Source organism: Sphingobacterium sp. SRCM116780, assembly GCF_021442025.1.
Lineage (GTDB): Bacteria > Bacteroidota > Bacteroidia > Sphingobacteriales > Sphingobacteriaceae > Sphingobacterium.
In genome coordinates this window covers 45639-66242 of record NZ_CP090446.1, presented here as the reverse complement: position 1 = coordinate 66242, position 20604 = coordinate 45639, and the positions used below count along the sequence as shown (strand labels likewise).

The window sequence follows — 20604 nt, the reverse complement described above, 5'->3', positions numbered from 1 at the left end:
AAAAAATATGAAAGTACTTACGGTTTGATAGCTGTTTTATAAAGAAAAACAAGAAATCCTAAAATAAAATTTAGCGAAAATCCTCTTTCTTTCACAGCAGTCATTTGATCAAACTCTAATTCATCTTTTTCCAATGCATTGTTTTTACTGTTTAGATCCTGCATGGTTTCATTCGTTTAATTTGTTTATTACTGAATATGTGATTAGAAACGTTAGCGCCTAAAAAATCAATTGTCTTTATGACAAGTGACGACTGTGCATAAACCAAATAACATGCCACATCATAATTTTCACATTAATTCATATAAATTTAATATTAACGAAATCTAAATCTCATAATCCATGCTAAAAATGCTTCTAAACAGCCAGTTAGATTTATATAGCAAGTAAAAAAATGTCTATAAAAAAAAGCGTTGCATCCTAAAAAATGGACATTTTTACTATAACATAATAAAAATGATTGAATCAGAATAAATTCTGATAAACAGGAGTTTTTTGCTTCAAATTCACAGTTTTTTTCATACTTTAGCATATATAATTAAAATATAATGAGCGCGACAGAAAATTATTCAATTCGCGTAGAGCCCACAAAACAATCGAGACTCTCGCAAGTAGATTTTAACAATCTAAAATTTGGAAAAATATTATCCGACCATATGTTGGTCGCCAATTATGAAAATGGAGCATGGACAGATGTCAGCATTGTTCCTTATGGTGATATTAATATTAGTCCATCCATGTCAGCACTTCATTATGGACAAGCTATTTTTGAAGGAATAAAAGCTTATAAATTTCAAGATGGCACCATCAGTATTTTCCGTCCTGAAAAAAATTGGGAAAGATTCAACAAATCCGCGGCTCGTTTGGAAATGCCAGAGGTTCCTGAAGAAATCTTTTTAGAAGGTTTAAAAGAATTATTAGCAACAGATAGTAGCTGGATTCCAAATGCCCCTGGAACTTCCTTATATATACGCCCTTTTATGTTTGGTACTGAAGCAGCTTTAGGTGTTCATCCTTCAGTTTCTTATAAATTTATTATCATCACAAGCCCAGTAGGTGCTTATTATAGTACTCCTTTAAAATTAAAGGTTGAGACGCACTACACACGTGCTGCAGAGGGTGGTGTAGGTTTCTCTAAAAATGCAGGTAACTATGCATTATCTTTGTACCCTACACGTTTAGCAAACGATGAAGGTTTTGATCAATTAATGTGGACAGATGCATCAGAACATCAGTACATTGAGGAGGCTGGAACAGCTAACTTAATCTTCCGCATTGGTGACTGTATTATCACTCCTCATGGAGATACGATATTACATGGCGTAACACGTCGTACAATTATGGAACTTGCAGAAAGCTGGGGATATAAAACAGAGCAACGTAAGGTTTCAGTAAAAGAATTAATTGATGGTATTAAAGCGGGTATTGTTACAGATGCATTTGCAGCTGGTACTGCTGCTACGTTAACACCTATAGCAACAATTGGTTATGAAGGTGAACTGTTCCAATTACCATCAGTTGATAGTCGTGATTTTTCTAAAAAAGTGCTAACGTACTTGGATGATCTTCGTTATGGAAGAATTCCAGATGAATTTGGTTGGAATATGCTTGTAAAATAAAAATTACATCACCATAAATAAAAAGCGCTGGATTAAATATATTTAATCCAGCGCTTTTTATTTATATAATAAACCAAATCCACAAAATGGTTGAATAGCTCTATACCTTACATTTAAACCTGCGATTGAATATAATCTATAATACCTAGCTGATCTTTAGGATCAAACCATTGTGTATCTCCGCCTTTTTTAAACCAAGTCAATTGTCTTTTGGCATATCTTCTTGAATTTTGTTTGATTTTCGCAACCGCATCTTCCCAAGAAATATAACCATCTAAAAAATCAAATAACTCAGAATAGCCAACAGTCATGAGAGCGGGTTTATTTTTATATTTGAGCAACGATTTTACTTCCTCCAATAAACCTTCTTTCAGCATCATATCTACACGCAAATTGATACGATTATATAATGCCTCTCGATCCATGTTCAATCCAATACTTATGATATCAAAAGATCTGTTTGCTTTCGTATTTTGAAGAAAACTAGAAAAGGGTAAACCTGTCGTTTCAAAAACCTCCAAAGCACGAATAACGCGTTGTACATTTGAACTATCCACTTGTTTATAATAAACTGGATCTACTGTTTTCAAATATTCTTGAAGAGGTATGATTCCCTCATTTTCGAATCTTTGGTTTAACTGTTCCCGGGTTTTAGGCAACGCTTTTGGCAGGTTATCTAATCCTTCACATACTGCCCGAACAAATAAACCGGAACCACCCACCATGATCATTATTTCTTTCGTTTGGAATAAGGTTTTAATTTTTTCCAATGCATCTCTTTCAAAATCGCCCGCTGAATAATCTTCTTCAATAGAATGAGAATCAATAAAATGATGAGGAGCAAGACTTAACTCAGATTTAGTCGGTTTAGCTGTACCAATACTCATTTCACGATAGAATTGTCTTGAATCTGCAGAGATGATCTCTGTATCAAAATATTGAGCAAGCTGAATCGCCATAGCAGTTTTCCCTACAGCTGTAGGACCTACTATGGCGATTAAAGTTTTTTTATTATTGAGGGTATTTAACATTAATATTCGTCAAACGAACCATTATTCTCTTCTTCAGGTTTCTCTTCCTCCTCATCATCTCCATCGAACAAATCAAACTCTTCGTCATCATCAACTCCATATTGTGTTTCATCAACCAATACCTCATCTTCGTCGTCATCGTCTAATGGATCAACAACAGGAAAATTAGCTGCAGCCAAAGATTTAGGGGCGACACCAATTGATTTAAAAACAATCGGATAATCCTTACCTTCCTCTTCTTTCAAAATTTTAACCAGTTCCACATGAAATTCATAGGGACTGTCAAAATTATAGATATAATAAAATTTTTGATGGGGATCATCGATAAACTTACTTAAACGCACATTTTCCATCAATAAAACACCGTCTGAAACTTTACGAGTAGTTGGTAAAAGAGCAATTTCAGTTCCTTTTTTCCACTGATCGTTACTTACATAAAAGGAAGATGTACGCTCAAATTCGTAAGCAGTTGTCTTATGAATAGCATGATGTAATTCTAAAAAAGTTTGTTTAGAGAGCATATCAATCTCTCTATATACATCCTCATAATCTTCAAAAGTGACTCTAAATCTATAAATAGCCATTTCTAATATTAGTTTGTTTATTAAAAATAATGGACCTCAATTGAATTGAGGCGTTTAAAATTACATTTTTTTTATTAAAATGTAGGACTCAAATCCCATGCCTTTCTAACGGTCAATCCCATGTCTTGTGCTTTGTTGACCATAAAATGATACGCTTCAACTTTTGAGTTCGGGATTTCACCTTCTAAAATTGCTTCTCTAATTGCATTTTTTATTTTTCCCACTTCACGCCCAGGACTGATACCGAATATCTCCATGATATCTTCTCCAGTAATTGGAGGTTGCCAGTTTCTAATTTGATCCCGCTCTTCTACGTCTTTTAGTTTTTGCTTAACTAATTCAAAATTTTGACGGTATTTTTTCTTTTTATATTCGTTTTTTGTCGTTACATCAGCATGACACAATTGCATCAAAGCATCAATATCGTCACCAGCCTCAAACAATAACCGACGTACAGCAGAATCGGTAACAATATCCTGTGCCAGCACGATTGGTCTTAAATGTAGTAAAACTAATTTTTGAACAAACTTCATTTTCTCATTCAGAGGAAGTTTCAATTCTGAAAATAATTTAGGAACCATACGAGCTCCTTTATCTTCATGTCCATGGAAAGTCCAACCTAATTTCTTATCAAATCGCTTTGTCGCAGGTTTTGCAATATCATGCATGATTGCAGCCCATCGTAACCAAAGATTTTCGGTTGTTTCACACACATTATCCAAAACTTCCAATGTATGATAGAAGTTATCTTTATGACCTTTTCCATCGATGATCTCTACTCCATACAAATTTTGCATGGCTGGAAAAACCAACGCTAACAGACCTGTATCAAATAAATATTTGAAACCAATAGAAGGTTTTTTAGACAAAATTATTTTATTGAGCTCATCAATGATACGTTCTTTGGAAATAATACGAATACGATCTTTGGTATCAGTAATCGCTTGAATAGCCTTGGAATCAATTTTAAAATTCAACTGTGTAGCGAAACGAATGGCACGCATCATACGTAAAGGATCATCAGAAAAGGTCAAAATAGGATCTAATGGTGTACGTATCGTTCTCAATGTTAAATCATTTACGCCATCAAATGGATCCAACAATTCGCCATAATTATCTTTATTGAGAGAATATGCCATAGCATTGATGGTAAAATCGCGACGATTTTGATCATCTTCCAAAGTACCATCTTCAACGATTGGTTTTCTAGAATCTCTACGATAAGATTCTTTTCGAGCACCTACAAACTCTACATTCAATCCTTCAAAAACTAACATCGCTGTTCCAAAACTTTTATAAACAGCGACTTTTGTTTTCAATTTATCTCCCAGCTGAGTAGCAAATTCAATTCCACTTCCTACAACAACAATATCCACATCATTTTTAAAAGGCCGTCCCATAATATGGTCGCGCACATAACCGCCAATGACGTAGCACTCCGTATTTGTTTTTTCGGCTAACTCTTTAATGATTGGGAAAATAGGATGTTGTAAATTATCACTCATAGCATGAATCTAGGTCTTTAAAAAAACACTAGGATGCAAAAGTAAGGAAATTATTATAAAATAGACATTAGTCTGATGATATAAGCACATGAGACTAATGAATTCAGCGACCGTTTTTAGTCGCGATCTCTAGAAAGCTTACGAAAAGCTAATGGATTTTGAGACAATTCAGCTTGTTCGCGACGATGTTTTACAATATGAACAGCTTGAAATATAGCCTCCATAAATGATTCATGAGCCGCTAAATTTTTACCTGCGATATCGTAACCTGTTCCATGATCTGGAGAAGTACGTACAATTGGAAGACCTGCTGTAAAATTCACTCCGTTACGGTTTGCAATATGTTTAAAAGGAATCAACCCCTGATCATGATACATCGCCAATACAGCGTCAAACTTTTCATAAGCACGGTTTGCAAAAAAACCGTCAGCAGGATAAGGTCCAAAGCATAGTATTCCTTTTTCATTCGCCTTTTCTATCGCTGGTCGAATGACAGTATCGTCTTCAATACCGATAACTCCGTTATCTCCTGCATGAGGATTAAGACCTAAAACAGCTATTTTGGGCTTTTGAATCCAAAAATCCTTTTTAAGACTTGTATTCATCAATTCCAATTTATTCAAAATTGCTTCTTCAGTAACATGTTCTGGAACATCCTTAACAGGAATATGTCCTGTCACAACACCAACACGCAATTCATCACAGATCATAAACATCAATACATCAGCTGCATTTGTTTTCTCTTGTAGATATTCTGTATGTCCAGGGAAGTGAAAGCCTTCTTGTTGTATATTATGTTTATTAATTGGAGCAGTTACAAGCGCATCAATTTTCCCTGCATTCAGATCTTCAACAGCTTTTTCTAGTGAAATAAAAGCATACTTACCTCCTATTTCATTTTCCTCTCCTAAAGTAATTTTGACATCCTCTTGCCAACAATTAATCATATTTGCACGTTTAGGATTTGCCTGTTCAGGATCGTTAATGACATTAAAACTAAAATCGTTAACGCCTAATGCTTTTCTATGAAAAGACGCAACTTTTGTATTACCATAAACAATCGGTGTAAAAAATTCTAAAACACGATTGTCTAATAAGGATTTTATGATCACTTCCAATCCAATACCATTGATGTCTCCTACTGTAATACCTATTTTTAATTTGTCAGCCATAGTAAAAATGAAATTATTGATTCAAAAGTAATTAAAATTATATGAAATAGTCAAGCATCAAAGGAAATATCAAATTCGCTTAAATAGCATATGTTGTAAGCCATATCTTCCTTCCTTAAACCTACCTGTATCGATATAGCCTATATGCAAATATAAATGATAAGCTTTCATATTATTTGTATTAACGGTTAATACAATCTCATTTATTCCTGGAAATAATGTTTTCACAAAAGAATTCAATAAGAGTAGCGCTTGCTTTGCAATTCCTTTACCCTGAAAGTCAGGGTTTATAGATAGTCCTCGCAATAAAATAGAGAAAGGATTAGCTGTTACCAACAGGTGATCAGCAGTTTTATCCAATACAAAAAAACCAACTGGCTCCTGTCTATAAAGAATTGTTATAGGAAATTTATTTTTATTATTTAGTATTTCGTCAACTACAATGTTTTGATAAACACTTTTGGTAAACTGACTTTGTATTTCATCCAATGGATAAGTCAATTTTTCAAAATGCTTATCTTCATATGTTATAAGAGATACTCCAGATAAATTCGTATTCATTTTATTCGCATTTTTATTATCCTATCCAAGTTAGCTATATTTGTAGGAAACACAATCATATATGAGTACGGTAAGAGCTAAAAAGCATTTGGGACAGCATTTTTTAAATGATAAAAATGCAGCACAAAAAATAGTCGATGCATTGGATCCCAAATTGGGGTTTACGCAAGTACTAGAAGTGGGTCCTGGAATGGGTGTTCTTTCTGACTTTCTTTTACAAAAAGAATCCTACGAAACGTGGATGATTGACGTGGATGATGAATCTATTGAATTTTTGGCAGACAAATATCCTCAATTGGAAAACCGTTTGATACATGGTGACTTTCTAACCTTAGATTTTTCTCAACATTTTGGCGATAAAATAGCCATTATTGGCAATTTTCCTTATAACATCTCTTCTCAGATTTTATTTAAAATATTGGATGAACGCAATCGTGTTGTGCAGATGACAGGGATGTTCCAAAAAGAGGTTGCAGAACGTTGTACAGCGAAAGCTGGAAGTAAAGAGTATGGAATCTTGAGTGTTTTTTTACAAGCTTACTATCATGTAGAATACTTATTTACGGTGAAAGCAGGTGCTTTTAATCCGCCTCCAAAAGTACTTTCTGGAGTGATCCGTATGACCAGAAATGACCGTGATGTATTAGCTTGTGATGAAAAACTATTTTGGAGAGTTGTGAAAGCAGCATTCAATCAAAGACGAAAAACATTAAGAAACTCACTATCTGCAGTTGTCACGAAAGACAAAATGTCTGATAATCCATTATATGAATTAAGAGCTGAACGCCTGACAGTAAATGATTTCATTGTATTAACGAATGAAATTGCGAATGTATAATTAAATTTTAATTCATGAAATCCTTTACCATCATTGGAGGTGGTGTTGCAGGTTTAACTGCTGCAATCGCTCTCCATCAAATTGGTTTACAAGTATGTGTTTTTGAAAGTGCTAAACTACTGAAAGGTATTGGTGCTGGATTTGGTCTAGCCGCAAATGCCATGCAAGCATTGGAGTATTTAGATCTAAAATCTGGGGTTGTTCCCTTAGGACATTATTTAGAAACCTACAATATTCTAGATGAGAAAGGAAATATTCTTGCAGCACCAGATACCAACACCATCAGTGCCCAATATAATCAAGATAATTTTGCAATACATCGAGCAGATCTCCATCAATTCTTATTGCAACGGATTGATCCAAATTCCTTACACTTAGGAAAAAGAGCATTCAAAGTAGAACAGAATGCGCAGGGAATTAGCATCTTCTTTGAAGATGGAACTGTCCATCAAACCAACTACCTGATCATTGCTGACGGAGTCAAATCTCAATTAAGACAGTCTTTACTTCCACATTCAAAACCCAGATATTCTGGATATACCTGCTGGCGAGCGACTATCGATAATGCTAGTGTTCAACTCAAAATAGGGTCTGAGACCTGGGGAAGTAAAGGACGATTTGGTATGACCCCTTTAGTAGGAAACAAAATCTACTGGTATGCATGTATTAACGCAGAATCAAATAGCAAAAAATATAGCCAGTATACCATTAAAGATTTACAGGAAAACTTTGCTTCCTATCATGCACCAATTGGAACGATTTTACAAGAAACAAAAGACGAACAGCTCATTTGGAATGATATTATTGATATCAAACCCTTAGAGAAATTGGCTTTGGGGAATATCCTCTTCATCGGAGATGCTGGACATGCTACGACTCCGAATATGGGACAAGGCGCTTGTCAAGCGATAGAAGATGTTGCGGTTTTGGTCGATGAGCTAAAGAAAACCTCCGACGTACCTTTGGCTTTCCAACATTTTGAAAAAAGAAGATTAGCAAGGACACGCTATATTACGGAAACATCATGGTCCATAGGAAAAATAGCACAATGGGAGAACCCACTATGTATTGCCACTCGAAATGCATTCATGAAGATGTTACCTGAAAAAATTAAACAGTATAAATTAAAAACACTTTTAAGTGTTGATTTTATGACAATCAATAATCCGTGATGAAAACTAAAATATTAATCGTTGATGATGCTCATGCTATTCTGATGCAAAAATTAGCCGTTGCTGGAATCTCATTTGATTATAAACCAGATTTTACGAGAGCAGATGCAGAACAACATATCATTCATTATTCGGGATTAATTATCCGTTCAAAATTTCAAGTAGATCAGGCATTCATAGATTTAGCAAGTAATTTAACGTTTATTGCTCGTTGTGGTGCTGGGATGGACAATATTGATGAAGCATATGCCGAATCTAAAGGAATCAAATTAATCAGCGCTAATGAGGGTAATCGCGATGCTGTTGGCGAACATATGATTGGCATGTTACTGAACCTGATGAACCATCTGAACCGCGGGAATAAGGAAATTAAAGACGGATTCTGGCATAGAGAACCAAATAGAGGGTATGAATTAAAAGGAAGAACTGTTGCATTAATCGGCTATGGAAACAATGGACAGGCTATGGCAAAAAAACTTTCGGGATTTGATGTTCATGTAATTGCTTATGACAAATATAAAACCGGTTTTTCAGATCAATATGCAACCGAGGTTTCGATGGAAGAAATTGTAAAAAAAGCAGATGTATTAAGTTTTCATATTCCTTTAACCAAAGAGACTAAAGGACTGATTAATGATGAATATCTATACCATTTTCGAAAACCATTATTTTTCTTAATGGGTGCACGTGGTGGAATTGTTCAAGTTCCTGCTGTATTAAAAGCTATGGATGAGGGGAAAATCATTGGAGCAGCGTTTGATGTATTACCAGTAGAAAAGTTTCCAGCACTTGCTGAACAAACTTGGTATACAGATCTTATCAAGAGAGACAATGTAATACTAAGTCCTCATATTGCCGGATGGACATTTGAAAGTTATTACAAGTTATCTGAAGTAGTCGCAGAAAAGATTATTGCTTTGGAAAATTAGAAAACAATCGTTATTTAAGTAGTACATCTTCTGTCTGATACATTTCACATTAGCCAAGAAGTGAGTGACAGACTTCATTATTCAAAACTCAACTCGTAAAAGAAGATATTCACCATACATATAAACTTACCTTAAACAGTAACAGCTGTAATCCAAGGTATGGTGCTGACAATAACAAATTGCAAAACCAAACTAGCATCTAATAAATAAGCATAATGATAATGTTCATTACTTTTGAAAACAACCAACCTCAGTAAGCAATAAATAATAACATTTGTTATTAATAGTCCTATTTTAAACACCAATAAATAGGGAACAAAAAGGATTAGAAGGCTATGGATTAACAATAACAAATAGCATAAATGTTTGGCTTTTTTTTCTCCTAACATACTAGGTAATGTACGAAGATGGTAATAAGAATCTTGTTTTATATCTCGAATATCAAAAGGAAGGGTACAAATAATTAAGAAAATAAACTTCAAAAATGTTATGTACAATAAGATATCCATATGAACAAGAATATGGGTACTCCGTAATTCTACATAAGGAAGAAAAACACTACTTAATACCCAAACCAAGGCAATATGAAATATTTTTAGCGCTGGAACTTGTCGCAACCCTCCCCATTTCCCGTTCAATAAAATAATAGGAAAACTATACAGGACACTAATAGCTCCAATAACACCTAAAAAGAAGAAGGAATAAAGATGGATATGCAAGAGACTCCATAGACAAATAGATACTGCTACAAAAGTATTAATCCATAAGAACCATTCATTTTTAAAAATCCAACGCGTTCTAGCAAAAGCTGATTGTTCAGGATATTTAGGTTTAGATAGGATTAAACTAAAATTATAAAGTGCGAGAGTAGCGGTTCCTTCAATCAAAACAATATACCAATTCACCTCCTGTTCCAGAATGATATAGGTTAGTATACATTGCGAAGCCGCCGCCAAAGCAATCAGTATATTGCTAAAAATAAAAAAATAATATAGCTTTTTTAATATGTTCATATGAATGAATCTATTTGCTAAGCAAGATAACAATAGTGTTATAAAAAAGTTAAATCTTAAATTATAAAGTTTATAAATTGACAATTGCCACAAAAAAAACTAAATTAGCTGATTCCAAAGTGATCTGTTTTCTTAAAGAAGCAGGTTTTTATGGAATTGAATTTAATAAGACCAAAATATGAGTTTACAAATCAAATCATTTGAAGAATATCAAGAAGTTTATAAAAGAAGTGTCGAAAATCCAGAATCTTTTTGGGGAGAAATAGCGGAGAACTTTTTTTGGAAAAGAAAATGGACAAATGTTCTGAATTGGAATTTCACAGAACCTAATGTAAAATGGTTTGAAGGAGGTAAATTAAATATTACAGAGAACTGTCTAGACCGTCACATTTATAATTTAGGAGATAAACCTGCCATTATTTGGGAACCAAATGATCCTAGTGAAGCTCATCGTATTTTATCATATAAGCAACTTTTACACAAAGTAGAGCAATTTGCAACTGTTTTAAAAAATAACAATATTCGCAAAGGAGACCGTGTATGTATTTATTTGCCCATGGTTCCTGAACTGGTTATTGCAACCTTAGCATGTGCACGTATTGGCGCTATTCATAACGTTGTTTTTGGCGGTTTTTCGGCACAATCTATTGCTGACCGTATCAATGATGCTGCTTGTAAACTAGTCGTTACTTCCGATGGTAGCTACCGTGGTCAAAAAGTATTGGAGTTAAAGAGCATTGTAGATGATGCTTTAATGCAATGTGATTCAATTGAAAGAGTTATTGTATTAACAAGGACACGTACAGCTGTATCCATGATCAAAGGTCGTGATGTATGGTGGGAAGATGAAATTAAGAAAGTAGAAACACAAGGAAATCCAGCTTGTCCAGCAGAAGAGATGGACGCTGAAGATACCCTGTTTATCTTATATACTTCAGGTTCTACAGGAAAGCCTAAAGGGGTTGTGCATACAACAGGAGGCTACATGGTCTATACGGGCTACACGTTTGCAAACGTATTTCAATACCAACAAGGCGAAGTATATTTCTGTACCGCGGATATTGGTTGGATTACTGGTCACTCGTATATTATCTACGGTCCATTATCACAGGGTGCTACATCGTTAATGTTTGAAGGTACACCAACATATCCAGACGCAGGTCGTTTATGGGATATTGTCGATAAATTTAAAGTCAATATTTTATATACTGCACCGACGGCTATACGCTCATTGATGGCTTTTGGAGATTCATTTATTGAGGGTAAAGATCTAAGTAGCATTCGCAAATTGGGATCTGTTGGAGAACCTATCAATGAAGAAGCTTGGCACTGGTATAATAACAAAGTAGGTAAAGGAAAAGCTCCTATTGTTGATACATGGTGGCAAACCGAAAATGGAGGTATTTTAATTGCTCCTATGGCAGGTATTTCACCAACCATACCCGGTTATGCAATGTTGCCACTACCAGGAGTACAACCTGCATTAATGGATGAAAATGGTAAAGAAATTGAAGGTAACGATGTTTCCGGAAATTTATGTATCAAGTTCCCTTGGCCTGGTATGTTACGTACGACTTGGGGGGATCATGAACGTTGTCGTCAAACTTACTTTGCGACTTACGAAAATATGTATTTCACAGGTGATGGTTGCTATAGAAATCCAGAAGGTTATTACAAAATTACAGGTCGTGTAGATGATGTATTAAATGTCTCTGGACACCGCATCGGTACTGCTGAAGTTGAAAATGCGATTAACATGCATTCTGACGTTGTCGAATCCGCAATTGTAGGTTACCCACATCCTGTAAAAGGACAGGGTATTTATGCTTATGTAATTGCCAATCATCATATTGATGAAGAGAGTACACGAAAGGATATTATGCAAACCATTACGAGATTGATTGGTGCAATTGCGAAGCCAGATATCATCCAATTTGTATCCGATCTACCGAAGACCCGTTCTGGAAAAATTATGCGCCGTATCCTTCGAAAAATTGCAGAAGGTGAAACGACTAACTTAGGAGATACTTCGACGCTGCAAGATCCTACAGTAGTGGAGAAGATTATTGAAGGTGTTGGAAACTTAAAGAAGTAATCAATAATAAATTTATACAGAAACAAACCTCCTTTGATAGGAGGCTTGTTTCTGTATAAATCATGCAACCATGTCTTTCCCTACTAATTCAATATCTGGGTTAATTGTACGTAAATGCTTAATAAAATCAATTTGATTTACTGGATTAACAAATACATCCTCAAAACGATCGTAATGAATTAACAACCCTTTCTGAACAGGTTTAAATATTCCGATACCCCACAAATGCGTATACATTTCAATCTTTCGGATTGTATTGATTTCTATATTCATATTAGTTCCGATTCTTCTTCCAAGAAGTTTTTTTCCTTCAATCTTGTAACTCGGGAATATAAAAGTGAAATACCATACCGCAACTGAAAGACATCCAAAGAAAATCATTCCAAAAAATCTACCCTCTTGCATAGACGGATACGATAGCCATATCGTAAAAGTGAGCATCAGAAGTCCCCAAAAGTAGCTTGTCAGTGGAATACGTGATTTATAAGTCATAGTTAAATTGATTTATTTTGTTCAGAAAAATATATTATTAGACTATGGAAAGAGTCTCATATTGAAAATTCCAAGTAATCTTATTTTATCAAATAATCCCCAAAAAACATTATTCCTACACTCATTAAATTAAATAAACAGCTTAATAGCCAATGATAGTGATACGTTCTTCTTATCAAAATTTGAAAGAGTGATATCCCTAACAGTAAGATAACTAATAATATAGCTGGTATCATCAGTAGATTTCCAAATACTCCTGAGATAACGATAAGCCATTGCGGTGAGACTGAATAAAATGTAAACGAAATAATCACTAGTGTAAAAAAAATTAAGGTAATCATAGATACATAATAGACTATATGAGATTGTTGTTTTTCTTTCATAAATAAACTTTGGATATAGTTTTAGAACATTTCAAAAATTATTATTTAATCATTAATGAATATTACTGACAATCAACCATGAGCATTATTGATGTCCTATTCTATTATTTATAAAAAGCCCCTCCAGAAAATCTGGAAAGGCTTATTAAATAAACATAGAAACACTATCCTACTGGAACATATTTAACAGTCTTCTCCGGATTTTCAAAATAACCATCTGGATATGCTGCTGTAGGTGCAACATAGGTCATCTTTTTAACCTTTACACCTTTTATTGAAAATTCCTTATAGAATTCAAGTCCGTTCTCTGTATATACGTAAGAATAAATATTTTCATCTTCAGGATCATCAAATACAAAAGCACGATTTAGATTTGAATAAATATATGCCGCGTATGATTTCCCTCCAACTTCAACAGCATATTCAAAAAAAGCATCAAATTTAGCTGCGTTATCTTGATATTTCTTTATTAAAACTTCAGGATTCGATTTGATAGGTAACATTACAATACGATTCAATGTTTTGCGGCCTTGTAAGATAACAGAGTCAGCAGTAGCTTTCAGAACCAAAAACTCAAAATCTCCTTTCGTACCACTATCAACAGCACCTTCATCCGTGTATGCTCCTGGTAAACCAAAAAAGTGAATAATCTCATTAAAAGTATCAAATGTCAAAATTGGCCCAGCACTTGGGTAAACTTTGTAAGTACTTACTTGTTTACTATAATCACTTTCAATAAAATTAGGAATATAATCTGCTTGAAATTCTACTTTTTCATTTGAAGTAAATTTCGTAAATAAATTATAACCCCCATATTCTAAGTCACCACTAGGATAATATTGCATAATCCATCCATTTGGTTGAGATTTAAGAATCTGATAGGCATTATTGACACTTTCATTTAGTCGCTCAGTAGGATTATCCTCAAAAAAGCGATCTCGTTTTTTATCACAACTGCTATTTAATAATAGCAATCCAAAAAATAATATAAATATTGACTTTCTTTTCATAACTATTAATTTAAAGAGGTTTGATCAAAAGTATCCAATTTGTCCATTCTTGCTATTATATTTTCACGCAGCTTATCCATATCAATATTCCAATTGTCCCTCATGTATGTTTTGACAACATTCAATTTTTTGATAACAATTGCTTTACCTGCATCTGTTGCTCCAGGAATATTTAACATTGCGTTAAAATCTGCTTGACTTCTAGTAATATAGAATGAATAAAGCTCTGCAAAATCTTCTTCAGCAGCCTTTGATGCATATGGTGAAATATATCCTGCAGATATCGCATTCGCATTTCCTGCAGCACTATTCGGATATACTGTATTCCAAGCATCATCAACATACGTTAACCCTGTGATAGCTCGAAAATCAGAAGGAAAAGGCTTCGTTTGATTTAGAATATGCTGAAATTCATGATGGACTGTTTTGAAATAATAATAATTCAAATAATCTTTATCCTGACCTGTCTCTGCATTTAGATCCAACAAATTATATAAAGACATTTTAGCACCATTCTCAGCCGTACCGAGAACAACTGTACCATTATTTCTTACTGCGACCGACCCTATGTAATTCAACAATTTCGGAAAATATTTACGAATAAATTCTTTACTTCCTGTTAAATCATTGTAAGGTTCTAGTCCCAGATAGGACAATAACTTAGTCATTCGAATAGATGACTCATAAGGAGCTGGTACCAAATTATAATCTAAATCTGATTCGCGATCAACATATTTATACAAAATATCGATATTATAAGGTTTTGTAAAATTTGTATAGATATATTTATCAAATTCATTTTGCTCTATTTCTGAATCAACAAATACACTATTAGCGTCTAATTTATCTTCTTTGTTGCATGAGATTGTTCCCAATAACACCATGCCCAACATCATTAATGTTAATTTTCTTTTCATCTTATCTTGGATTAGGAGTTAAACCTGCACTGATTACATCTAATGGTAATTGTATTGCCCGTCTTTTATCGTCCGATTTTAAAACGTTGGTAGAAACAGATCCAACTTTTCCACCAGATAATGTTCTTCTGTTGACCTCAATACCATAACGCTTAAGATCAAACCAACGCAATCCAACATGTAAAGTTTGTATTCTACGCATATATAAAACTGCATGAAGCATATTCTCTTGCGTGCCTGGATCGATTATATAATCTTTGTTGTTAAATTTTTTCTTCGGTGTTGGAGCTGTTGGTGTATAATAAGCAAAATGATCTCCCCATTCATTAATTATACTTTCTGTCATAGTTGATGCAAAATTAACCGTATTACCAGCCCATAATTGCATATCTTTCAAGGCATCAGCATATTTTTTTAGATGAATATTTGCTTCAGCACGAGTCAACACCGCTTCCTCAGAAGTAAACTCAGAGACCACCGCTCTTCTGAATCCTATTCCTGCTACTGGATCAGTGTATTCAAACATATATGCCACATGTGGCAATAATGATTTATCTAAATTGGTACCGCTATAGATATAAGCCCTAATACGATAGTTAAGTGCATTATATACCGTCTGTCCCGCTTCAATCAATGGCCAATATTGCTTTGCCAAATAGGGTGCACTTGAGAACAAAGTTTCATTTTTTGTAAGATACGCGTTATGATTAAATCTAGAATTCTCATAATATGGTCCAAAAGTCGCTCCTATATTTGATCCAGATGTCAAAACAAGAAAATTTGCTTTCAACGTACTTGAATTATATTCTCTGCTAGTATTATTGAAAACCGAAGTAAATGGAACAATTTGAGCATAATTGCGTAAAGAAGCAGTAGCATCACTTCCCAATGCTTTGGTTGAATAGTCTGCAGCTTTTTCCCATTCACCCATATATAAATATAACCTAGCAGCAAATGCATATGCAGCGGTTTTATTAAAATGATATTTCGCTGCAGAACTACTTACAAATTTGGAATCATCAATTAATGGTATACCTTCCTCCAAATCTTTAACGGCTAATTCATAAACCTCAGCAACCGTATTTCTCTCATACTTAGGTGACAAAGTAGTTTCTGGTTCAAGCATGTAAGTAACTCCCAAATCCGTTTTGGATGTTGTTTTACTATAATGTAGACCAAATACATTAACTAACATAAAATGATTGTAAGCTCGGGCTACTAATGCTTCTCCTTTTTGTGGATTAAGAGAAGTCGGATTTCCAGCTTCTTTAATCGCGGATAAAGCTGCATTTGAACTTGCTATTGCCTTATATGAAGCCTCCCAAAATGCATTTGCCGCATCATCATCATTTTCAGTCTGATCTTCCCAGTTATAGATTTGCCCCAGTATCCTAGTTGAATAGGGATTAGTTGATCCATAATCATCTGTATTATCCGATGACAATTCGGTTTGCATGATATAACTACTGGTTGGATACGCAGATACCAAAATTCTCGAAATTTTGTCTGCATTATTTAATTCAGCACGATTATCAGGAAGTTCATCTAGATATTTGTTACAAGACGTAATTGTAACAAATAAACTAGCTATTATGTATATATATAAATGTTTTATTTTCATAACTTCTAATTTTATAGTCCCATTCGAACAGTCAACGTATATTGTCTTGGTATCGGTAAAGCAACCCCACCTGAATTTATAAATTCAGGATCTTGTCCATTTAATCGTTTATCTGCATAAACCAACCAAAGATTCGTTACATTAAACCGAAAGCCCAAGGATGCTAATTTGAATGAATTAACGACATGTTTAGGAAGGTCATAACTTAATGAAAGATCCTTTAATCGTATAAAATCGCCTTTTGCAATATTTACAGTAGAATAATTATACGCATTGTATGCATATTCATATTCGTTATTATTTCTATCGAATCGAGTATCTAATATGACCGGAACATTCGTAATCAGCTCATCACCTGGTACAGTCCAAGAATCATAGAACTCTCGCGTTGTAGCTGTCAAATCAGTATATTTCGTTTTGTATACAGGATCTAAACGTACCACGTTTCCGAATGAATAGGTAAAGAATACATTAAGTTTAAAATTTTTATATCCGAAGATATTGCTATAACTTCCCATTGTAGTAGGTTCTGTCGGTCCTTCATATTTTAAATAGGAAATATTATCGCTCTCTTGGAAATTAATACCTGTTGTCGTATTTCCATCCGGTCCTTTATAAATAGGTAAACCGTTGACATCTAATCTTTCAAATGGTATCGAGAATAAAGATCTTACTGGATACCCTTGAATTCCAAATCCATTACCTGAAATCAAATCAACAACACGTTTGTGATTTTCCATTTCTGTAATTTTATTGACTGCGCGAGTAAAAATAAAATTAGAAGTCCAAGAAAATTGATCATTACTTATGATAGTACCCGCAAGACTCACTTCCAGACCATGTGAATTCATTTTCGCAATGTTACCATATTTTGTAATCTCCCCTCCTAAGCCTTGCGTATTTATCTCACCGATCAAATCATGTTGCTTTCTTGTATAATAATCGACGTCAATAGCCATTCTATTTCCAAACATGCCAATGGAAGCACCAATGTTTAATTCCTTTTTCTTCTCATAAGTCAACATAGAGTTTTCCAATTGATCAATCTCCAACCCTGTCTCTTTATCAACAGTATTAGGTCTCCATGGATTATAACTTTGATAAATTGCTTTAGAATTTGTAACAGATGAAGGTCCTCTGTCTGCGGTCAAACTATAAGATGCTTTTAAAGCTAACGTATTAATTGGTGAGTTTAAATCTTTAAAAAATTTTTCATTATGTACATTCCAAAGACCTGCTACGTTCCAAGTTGGTAACCAACGTGCCGAAGTAGCTCTACCGAGACGGTTTGTTCCTTCATAACGGAACGTTCCATTAACGGTATATCGGTTGTCATAAGTATAATTTGCCTGACCAAAAAAAGCAACTTCACGATTGCGTGTGTTATTAATATTAAAATATTCTGTATTACGCTCTTGACCTTGCTTAAATACTTTATAGTCAGTAAACGGAATTTCTCCCAACTCATATTGAATTCCCCAACCACGATACCGCTCGTTATTACGAACATCATTATTTACTTGAGCTCCTCCAAATGCATATAATTTATGAACTTCGTTAAATGTATTATTGTAATTAAAATTAAACCTAAAAACTTGAGAAGACATTTTATAATCCTGACGGTTATAAATACCTCCAGAAGGTAATATAGAGACTGGCACAGCATAAGGGTTGTCAGGATCAGTATATAAATAAGGATTTCTATCTCTTATTACTGTCGTCTCCATCGAACGATAAGCTAAAGCCTGATTTGAATAATCTTTTATATAATGCTGTTGCGAAGTTTGTTGATAACGCATAGCTCCCATTGCCGTAAGCTCAAGCTGTTTTACTACCTTCCAAGAAAGCTCACCTTGAAATTTATAATCACCCACATTAATATCCATGTAGTTGTTATCCAATTCTGTTAGGATATTAAATGGAGCATAATTTCGAGTATAAGATTGTGTAGGATCTAATGTTCGTGAGGTATTCAGCGCATATTGATAAGGATTGATATCAAAATCTCGCTTGACTTTCATACTTACCACATCAATACTTTGCCCCAAAGTACCAGGAGCACGTTGATTTCGATATGATCCATTTGATAAAATATTAAATTTTAAATTATCAAAAAGATTATAACTGGCATTTAACATAGCTGTATAACGCTTTACTCCACTTTGTTTTGCCCATCCAGCATCATCTATTGCACTTAAAGATGTATAATATTGCGCCTTATCGGTACCACTAGACATACTTACAGAATGGTTTTGCATGATTGTTGGACTAAACAATTCTTTAAACCAATCTGTATTTCTATATTCAGCTTCACGTAAATAAGAATTCCGAGCAGTTTCAGTATTCTCCAATTGACCAGAATTAATCAATTGATACATTTTGCCGTAAACCCCGCTTTCGGAAGCTACGGAAAGATCAGACAGATTCAACCAACCCCTTTGTTGTAAGAACTGGTAGAAAGACATCTGTTCTTGGGAATTCATAATATTAAAATTATTATATGTTGGAATTCCTCGTGAGGTAAATTCTCCTGAATAATTAAACGAATTTCTTCCAGCCGCTCCTTTCTTAGTTGTAATAACAATTACACCCCCCATGGCGCGAGCACCATAAATAGAGGTTGCAGAGCCATCTTTCAACACTTGAAAGGATTCGATATCATTTGCGTTTAATCCAGCAACAGCAGAACTAATCAGTGTCAATGCATCTCCAGAAGAAAGCGCATCAGAAGAAACGTCGTTCACATCTTCGATAATAATTCCATCTACAACCCATAAAGGCTTAGAACTACCATAGATAGAAGTAGCACCACGTACACGAATTTTAGGGGCAGTACCAAATGTTCCGGTTGTATTTTGAACTGAAACACCTGCTACTCGACCTTCTAAAGATCTACTTGGATCAGGCATCCCTCCCAGCTCTACATCTTTCATATTAACTTTTGCGGTTGCTCCCGTAAAGTTTTGGCGATCAATCTTTCCTCCCAATCCGGTAATGACAACTTCATCAATTTTTTGATCGTTACTTTCAAGCACAACAGATACTGTTGATCGACCTCCAACAGATACTTCTTTCCCCGCATACCCAACATAACGAACGATTAATATGGCGTTCCCAGCTGCGTTAATTCTAAAGTTACCATTTTCATCAGTCTGCGTGGAAATTGACCCCCCTTTAACAGAAACTGTAGCACCGCTCAGTCCTTTACCATCTTTATCTCGGACAGTACCAGATACTGATTGTTGAAGTTCATTATTAACAATATTCTTTGTATTTGCAGCGTTTACAGATATCGTATTCGCAATAATCTTGTAAGAATAGTTGTTTTCACTTAACACCTCTTGAAGAGCATCTTCAAGGCTTGCATTTTTTAAATTTAAACTAATGAGCTTCGCTCCTTTTGTCACATCATCACTGTAAAGAAAACGATGTTTTGTTTGCTTACCAATAGCTGATAATGCATCTTCAACCTTAACATTTTTAAGGTTAAGATTGACTTTTTGTGCAATACCTTCAGCTTGGACACCGGTAACAAAAGCAAACATTAAAAAAGTACTAATTTTCATAATACGTAAAGGTTTGCAAAATAACGAGTCTTGAGAATCCCAAGGTCGTTTTTTGCCAAATGGTAAGTTATTCATACATTTACATTTGGTTAAGAG

17 protein-coding genes are annotated in these 20604 nt (G+C 34.4%); 5 read left to right on the top strand and 12 right to left on the bottom strand.

Annotation, left to right across the window (positions count from 1 at the left end; genetic code table 11):
* Positions 1-17 precede the first annotated feature (17 nt).
* Positions 18-164 carry a hypothetical protein gene (locus LZQ00_RS00280; RefSeq protein ID WP_234510817.1) on the bottom strand — a complete coding sequence of 49 codons (147 nt, stop codon included), beginning with the start codon at positions 162-164 and terminating at the stop codon, positions 18-20.
* 384 nt (positions 165-548) lie between these two features.
* On the opposite strand from LZQ00_RS00280, the gene LZQ00_RS00275 reads away from it, so the two are divergent.
* Positions 549-1619, top strand: a complete 1071-nt coding sequence (locus LZQ00_RS00275) for a branched-chain amino acid aminotransferase (RefSeq protein WP_234510815.1) — start codon at positions 549-551, stop codon at positions 1617-1619.
* A gap of 113 nt (positions 1620-1732) precedes the next feature.
* Here the strand turns inward: LZQ00_RS00275 and miaA are convergent, their stop codons facing one another.
* The 5 genes from miaA to LZQ00_RS00250 all read right to left on the bottom strand — a co-directional run bounded on the left by miaA (position 1733) and on the right by LZQ00_RS00250 (position 6472).
* Complete coding sequence (gene miaA / locus LZQ00_RS00270; RefSeq protein WP_234510813.1) at positions 1733-2650, bottom strand: tRNA (adenosine(37)-N6)-dimethylallyltransferase MiaA; 918 nt, start codon at positions 2648-2650, stop codon at positions 1733-1735.
* Positions 2650-3234, bottom strand: a complete 585-nt coding sequence (locus LZQ00_RS00265) for a plasmid pRiA4b ORF-3 family protein (protein ID WP_234510811.1) — start codon at positions 3232-3234, stop codon at positions 2650-2652. The genes miaA and LZQ00_RS00265 overlap by 1 nt, the downstream gene beginning before the upstream one ends.
* A 74-nt stretch (positions 3235-3308) precedes the next feature.
* A complete protein-coding gene (locus LZQ00_RS00260) occupies positions 3309-4739 on the bottom strand; it encodes a CCA tRNA nucleotidyltransferase (RefSeq protein WP_234510809.1) in 1431 nt (476 codons plus the stop codon).
* Positions 4740-4855: 116 nt separating this feature from the next.
* Positions 4856-5911 carry a 4-hydroxythreonine-4-phosphate dehydrogenase PdxA gene (gene pdxA / locus LZQ00_RS00255; protein ID WP_234510807.1) on the bottom strand — a complete coding sequence of 352 codons (1056 nt, stop codon included), beginning with the start codon at positions 5909-5911 and terminating at the stop codon, positions 4856-4858.
* Positions 5912-5980: 69 nt separating this feature from the next.
* Positions 5981-6472, bottom strand: a complete 492-nt coding sequence (locus LZQ00_RS00250) for a GNAT family N-acetyltransferase (protein ID WP_234510805.1) — start codon at positions 6470-6472, stop codon at positions 5981-5983.
* A gap of 61 nt (positions 6473-6533) precedes the next feature.
* On the opposite strand from LZQ00_RS00250, the gene rsmA reads away from it, so the two are divergent.
* Genes rsmA through LZQ00_RS00235 form a run of 3 tightly spaced genes read left to right on the top strand, consistent with a single transcriptional unit; the run spans position 6534 to position 9411 of the window.
* The gene (gene rsmA / locus LZQ00_RS00245; RefSeq protein WP_234510803.1) at positions 6534-7310 is read left to right on the top strand and encodes a 16S rRNA (adenine(1518)-N(6)/adenine(1519)-N(6))-dimethyltransferase RsmA; all 777 of its coding nucleotides are present in this window, start codon (positions 6534-6536) and stop codon (positions 7308-7310) included.
* 14 nt (positions 7311-7324) lie between these two features.
* On the top strand, positions 7325-8482 hold the full coding sequence (locus tag LZQ00_RS00240; RefSeq protein WP_234510801.1) for an FAD-dependent oxidoreductase: 1158 nt from the start codon (positions 7325-7327) through the stop codon (positions 8480-8482).
* Complete coding sequence (locus LZQ00_RS00235) at positions 8482-9411, top strand: NAD(P)-dependent oxidoreductase (protein ID WP_234510799.1); 930 nt, start codon at positions 8482-8484, stop codon at positions 9409-9411. The genes LZQ00_RS00240 and LZQ00_RS00235 overlap by 1 nt, the downstream gene beginning before the upstream one ends.
* Before the next feature lie 131 nt (positions 9412-9542).
* On the opposite strand, the gene LZQ00_RS00230 is transcribed toward LZQ00_RS00235, so the two are convergent.
* Positions 9543-10424, bottom strand: a complete 882-nt coding sequence (locus LZQ00_RS00230) for a hypothetical protein (protein ID WP_234510797.1) — start codon at positions 10422-10424, stop codon at positions 9543-9545.
* A 178-nt stretch (positions 10425-10602) separates the two neighbouring features.
* Here LZQ00_RS00230 and acs point away from each other — a divergent pair, with 178 nt between their 5' ends.
* Positions 10603-12519, top strand: a complete 1917-nt coding sequence (gene acs, locus LZQ00_RS00225; protein ID WP_234510795.1) for an acetate--CoA ligase — start codon at positions 10603-10605, stop codon at positions 12517-12519.
* A gap of 60 nt (positions 12520-12579) precedes the next feature.
* Here the strand turns inward: acs and LZQ00_RS00220 are convergent, their stop codons facing one another.
* The 5 genes from LZQ00_RS00220 to LZQ00_RS00200 all read right to left on the bottom strand — a co-directional run bounded on the left by LZQ00_RS00220 (position 12580) and on the right by LZQ00_RS00200 (position 20508).
* On the bottom strand, positions 12580-13011 hold the full coding sequence (locus LZQ00_RS00220) for a PH domain-containing protein (protein ID WP_234510793.1): 432 nt from the start codon (positions 13009-13011) through the stop codon (positions 12580-12582).
* A 547-nt stretch (positions 13012-13558) separates the two neighbouring features.
* Positions 13559-14404 carry a DUF4302 domain-containing protein gene (locus LZQ00_RS00215; RefSeq protein WP_234510791.1) on the bottom strand — a complete coding sequence of 282 codons (846 nt, stop codon included), beginning with the start codon at positions 14402-14404 and terminating at the stop codon, positions 13559-13561.
* 5 nt (positions 14405-14409) lie between these two features.
* Complete coding sequence (locus LZQ00_RS00210; RefSeq protein WP_234510789.1) at positions 14410-15321, bottom strand: putative zinc-binding metallopeptidase; 912 nt, start codon at positions 15319-15321, stop codon at positions 14410-14412.
* Between the two features lies 1 nt (position 15322).
* Positions 15323-16942 (bottom strand): RagB/SusD family nutrient uptake outer membrane protein, encoded by a 1620-nt coding sequence (locus LZQ00_RS00205; protein ID WP_234510787.1) that lies wholly within the window; start codon positions 16940-16942, stop codon positions 15323-15325.
* An 11-nt stretch (positions 16943-16953) separates the two neighbouring features.
* Positions 16954-20508 carry a SusC/RagA family TonB-linked outer membrane protein gene (locus LZQ00_RS00200; RefSeq protein ID WP_234510784.1) on the bottom strand — a complete coding sequence of 1185 codons (3555 nt, stop codon included), beginning with the start codon at positions 20506-20508 and terminating at the stop codon, positions 16954-16956.
* Positions 20509-20604 lie beyond the last annotated feature (96 nt).

What these genes read in the sequence shown, in the direction of transcription:
- LZQ00_RS00280 (WP_234510817.1), bottom strand. Translation starts at nt 164, where the DNA reads ATGCAGGATCTAAACAGTAAAAACAATGCATTGGAAAAAGATGAATTA.
- LZQ00_RS00275 (WP_234510815.1), top strand. Translation starts at nt 549, where the DNA reads ATGAGCGCGACAGAAAATTATTCAATTCGCGTAGAGCCCACAAAACAA.
- miaA (WP_234510813.1), bottom strand. Translation starts at nt 2,650, where the DNA reads ATGTTAAATACCCTCAATAATAAAAAAACTTTAATCGCCATAGTAGGT.
- LZQ00_RS00265 (WP_234510811.1), bottom strand. Translation starts at nt 3,234, where the DNA reads ATGGCTATTTATAGATTTAGAGTCACTTTTGAAGATTATGAGGATGTA.
- LZQ00_RS00260 (WP_234510809.1), bottom strand. Translation starts at nt 4,739, where the DNA reads ATGAGTGATAATTTACAACATCCTATTTTCCCAATCATTAAAGAGTTA.
- pdxA (WP_234510807.1), bottom strand. Translation starts at nt 5,911, where the DNA reads ATGGCTGACAAATTAAAAATAGGTATTACAGTAGGAGACATCAATGGT.
- LZQ00_RS00250 (WP_234510805.1), bottom strand. Translation starts at nt 6,472, where the DNA reads ATGAATACGAATTTATCTGGAGTATCTCTTATAACATATGAAGATAAG.
- rsmA (WP_234510803.1), top strand. Translation starts at nt 6,534, where the DNA reads ATGAGTACGGTAAGAGCTAAAAAGCATTTGGGACAGCATTTTTTAAAT.
- LZQ00_RS00240 (WP_234510801.1), top strand. Translation starts at nt 7,325, where the DNA reads ATGAAATCCTTTACCATCATTGGAGGTGGTGTTGCAGGTTTAACTGCT.
- LZQ00_RS00235 (WP_234510799.1), top strand. Translation starts at nt 8,482, where the DNA reads ATGAAAACTAAAATATTAATCGTTGATGATGCTCATGCTATTCTGATG.
- LZQ00_RS00230 (WP_234510797.1), bottom strand. Translation starts at nt 10,424, where the DNA reads ATGAACATATTAAAAAAGCTATATTATTTTTTTATTTTTAGCAATATA.
- acs (WP_234510795.1), top strand. Translation starts at nt 10,603, where the DNA reads ATGAGTTTACAAATCAAATCATTTGAAGAATATCAAGAAGTTTATAAA.
- LZQ00_RS00220 (WP_234510793.1), bottom strand. Translation starts at nt 13,011, where the DNA reads ATGACTTATAAATCACGTATTCCACTGACAAGCTACTTTTGGGGACTT.
- LZQ00_RS00215 (WP_234510791.1), bottom strand. Translation starts at nt 14,404, where the DNA reads ATGAAAAGAAAGTCAATATTTATATTATTTTTTGGATTGCTATTATTA.
- LZQ00_RS00210 (WP_234510789.1), bottom strand. Translation starts at nt 15,321, where the DNA reads ATGAAAAGAAAATTAACATTAATGATGTTGGGCATGGTGTTATTGGGA.
- LZQ00_RS00205 (WP_234510787.1), bottom strand. Translation starts at nt 16,942, where the DNA reads ATGAAAATAAAACATTTATATATATACATAATAGCTAGTTTATTTGTT.
- LZQ00_RS00200 (WP_234510784.1), bottom strand. Translation starts at nt 20,508, where the DNA reads ATGAAAATTAGTACTTTTTTAATGTTTGCTTTTGTTACCGGTGTCCAA.